Below are 3,401 nucleotides of genomic sequence, written 5' to 3'. Positions count from 1 at the left end.
GGACACCCGGGTGGGCCCGGCTGCTGCCGGGCCCGCCCCGGGCCGGGCCCGGCCGTTCTGGACCACCCGCCGCCGGGACCAGCTCACCGGATACCTGTTCATCACCCCGCAGTTGCTCGGCAGCGTGGTCTTCGTGATCCTGCCGCTGGTCCTCGTGGTCTGGTACAGCCTGCACGAGTGGAACGTGCTGGCCGGCAGCTTCGACTACATCGGCACCGACAACTACGCCGCGCTGGCCGACGACCCCAACCTGGGCCCGGTGCTGCGGTCGACCGGCCTGTTCTCGGTCGGCCTGGTCGTGTTCAACCTCGGCCTGGCGTTGCTGCTGGCCGTCCTGCTCAACCAGAAGCTGCGCGGGACCATCGTGTTCCGCACCCTGTTCTTCTCCCCCGTGGTGGTCTCGCTCGTCGCGTGGACCATCGTCTGGGGCTTCCTGCTGCAGGACAACGGCGGCATCAACGGCCTGCTCGACACGATCGGCGTCGACGGCCCCAACTGGCTGCGCGGCGAGGGCACGGCGATGCTGTCGGTGATCGTCGTGCAGGTGTTCAAGAACGTCGGCCTGAACATGGTGCTGTTCCTGGCCGCCCTGCAGGGCGTGCCGGCCGAGCTGTACGAGGCCGCCGAGGTCGACGGCGCGAGCCGGCTGCGCCAGTTCTGGCGGATCACCGTGCCGCTGATCAGCCCGACGATCATGCTCACGTCGATCATCACGGTGGTCGGCTCGCTGCAGGTGTTCGCGCAGATCGCGGTGCTGACCCAGGGTGGACCCGGCACCTCGACCACGGTGCTCGTCTACTACCTCTACCAGCAGGCCTTCCAGTTCCATCACTTCGGCTACGGCGCCACGCTGTCGATCCTGCTGTTCGTCATCGTGCTCGCGCTGACGGTGCTGCAGTGGCAGATGCGCAAGAGGTGGGTCTTCCATGAATCGTGACCTGTCCCGGCGGACCAAGCTGGTGCTCTACGGGGTGCTGATGGTCCTGGCCGTCCCGTTCGTGTTCCCCACCTGGTGGATGGTCACCTCGTCGCTGAAGCCGGTGGCGGACATCTTCTCCTTCCCGCCGCAGCTGCTGCCGACCGATCCGCGGCTGGACGCGTACCAGCGGGTGTTCGAGCTGCAGCCGTTCGGGCAGCAGTACCTGAACAGCCTCTACATCGCGCTGCTGGTCACCGTCGGCACGCTCGCCGTGGCGTCGCTGGCCGGGTACGCGTTCGCGCGGATCCGGTTCCGGGGACAGAACGTGCTGTTCCTGGTCGTCCTCGCGGGCCTGCTCATCCCGAGCGAGGTGACGATCGTGCCGCTGTTCCAGATGTTCTTCAAGCTCGACCTGATCGACACCCACTGGCCGCTGATCCTGGTGCCGATCTTCGGGGCGCCGAGCGTGCTGGCCACGTTCATCATGCGGCAGTTCTTCATCAGCCTTCCCGGTGAGCTGGAGGAGGCGGCCCGGGTCGACGGGCTGGGACGCTTCGCCACGTTCTGGAAGATCGCGCTGCCGCTGTCCCGGCCCGCGCTCGGCGCGGTGGCCATCTTCACGTTCCTGCACAGCTGGAACCTGTACCTGGAACCGATCGTGTTCCTCTCCTCGCCGGACAAGTTCACCCTGCCGCAGGCGCTCACCCAGTTCGTCGACGCGTACGGCGGTCCGATGTGGGACGTCCAGCTCGCGGCGGCGTCGATGACCGCGCTGCCGGTGCTGGCGGTGTTCGTCATCGCGCAGAAGCAGTTCGTCGAGGGCCTCGCGCACACCGGTCTGAAGGGATGACCGAGCCGGTCGTCGGGATCGACATCGGCGGCACCAAGACCGCCGCCGCCCTCGTCGGTCCCGGTGCGCGGGTGCTCGACCGCCGCGAGGCGCCCACCCCCGCGCGCGGCGGGCCGGCCGCGGTGCTGGACACCGCCGCCGGCCTGGCCGCGGACCTGCTCGCCGCCGCCGGCCCCGGACCGGTCGGGGTGGGCACCGCGGGCACCGTCGACCCGGCGACCGGCGCCATCCGGTACGCCACCGACAGCCTGCCCGGGTGGGCCGGCACCCCGGTGGCCGACGAGCTGGCCGCGCGGCTGGGCCGGCCGGTGCGCGTCACCAACGACGTCGCCGCGGCGGCGCTGGGCGAGTGCTGGGCCGGAGCCGGACGGGGCCGGGGGCACGTGCTGCTGGCCGCCGTCGGCACCGGGCTGGGCGGCGCGATCGTCAACGACGGGCGGGTCGAGGGCGGCGCCCGGGGCGCGGCCGGACAGCTCGGGCACCTGCCGGCACCGGGCGCGCACCGGCTGCGCTGCGGCTGCGGCCGGTACGGGCACCTGGAGGCGATCGCCTCCGGCACCGGCCTGGCCGCCGCGTACGCGCTCACCGGCGGTGACCCGGTCACCGGCTGGGAGGTGGCGCGGCGCGCGGCGGCCGGTGACGCGACCGCCCGGCAGGTCGTCGAGCGGGCCGGCGCCGCGCTCGGCGCGGCCCTGGCCGGGCTGGTCGCCCTGCTCGACCCGGATGCGGTGGTGGTCGCCGGCGGCGCCGCCGCCACGCTGCTTCCCGCCGCCACGGCCGCCTACCGGGCGGAGCTACCCGGCGGCTGGGCGCACGTGCCGCTGCTTCCGGCGGCGCTGGGCGCCGACGCGGTGGTGGTCGGCGCCGCCCGGCTCGCCACCGCACCGATCCACCACGACGGAGGAACAAGCACGTGAGTGTCCTGGACGAACTCGCCGGCGGGCTGGTCGTGTCCTGCCAGCCCCTGCCCGACGACCCGGACGACCCGATGCGCGACCCGTACGTCCAGGCCCGCGTGGCGGCCGCAGTGGTGCGTGGCGGCGCGGTGGCGGTCCGGGTCAACGGCCCCGACGACGTGCGGGCCGTACGCGCCGCCGTCGACGTGCCGGTGATCGGGTTGTACAAGCACGGCACGCAGGGCGTGTTCATCACCCCGACCGCCGGGCACGCCCTCGAAGCGGCGCGGGCCGGGTCGCACGTCGTCGCGGTGGACGCCACCGACCGTCCCCGGCCCGACGGCCGGACCTTCGCCGACACCGTCCGCGCGGTCCACGAACAGAGCGACGCGTTGGTCCTGGCCGACGTCGCCACGGTGGCCGAGGGCGTCGCCGCCGTCGAGGCCGGCGCGGACGCGGTCGCCACCACGCTGTCCGGCTACACGCCGGCCGGCCCACCGATCGACGGGCCCGACCTCGGGCTCGTGGCGCGACTCGCCGCGCTGCTGCCCGTGCCGGTGATCGCCGAAGGGCGCTACCGGACCACGGAGCAGATCAGCCGGGCCTTCGAGGCGGGCGCCCACGCGGTGGTGATGGGCAACGCCGTCACCTCACCGCTGTGGATCACCCGCCGGCTGGTACCGGCCACCCCCCGGGCGGCGAGCGCGCCGGAGAAAAGGGAGCATCGATGAAGAGA

Annotated in this window: 4 protein-coding genes; all 4 read left to right on the top strand. The window is 73.0% G+C overall.

Annotation, left to right across the window (positions count from 1 at the left end; translation table 11 throughout):
- On the top strand, positions 1–937 hold a 937-nt coding region (locus KBX39_RS26900), incomplete at its 5' end, for a carbohydrate ABC transporter permease (RefSeq protein ID WP_247660640.1).
- The gene (locus KBX39_RS26895; RefSeq protein ID WP_013287328.1) at positions 927–1,769 is read left to right on the top strand and encodes a carbohydrate ABC transporter permease; all 843 of its coding nucleotides are present in this window, start codon (positions 927–929) and stop codon (positions 1,767–1,769) included. The genes KBX39_RS26900 and KBX39_RS26895, both read left to right, overlap by 11 nt.
- A complete protein-coding gene (locus KBX39_RS26890; protein ID WP_210873139.1) occupies positions 1,766–2,686 on the top strand; it encodes an ROK family protein in 921 nt (306 codons plus the stop codon). The genes KBX39_RS26895 and KBX39_RS26890 overlap by 4 nt, the downstream gene beginning before the upstream one ends.
- Positions 2,683–3,396: an N-acetylmannosamine-6-phosphate 2-epimerase gene (locus tag KBX39_RS26885; protein WP_043329777.1), complete on the top strand. Its 714-nt coding sequence runs from the start codon at positions 2,683–2,685 to the stop codon at positions 3,394–3,396. Before KBX39_RS26890 ends, KBX39_RS26885 begins: the two co-directional genes overlap by 4 nt.
- Positions 3,397–3,401 lie beyond the last annotated feature (5 nt).

Source organism: Micromonospora sp. D75, assembly GCF_018070405.1.
Lineage (GTDB): Bacteria > Actinomycetota > Actinomycetes > Mycobacteriales > Micromonosporaceae > Micromonospora > Micromonospora chalcea.
This window is presented reverse-complemented; position numbering and strand designations above follow the sequence as displayed.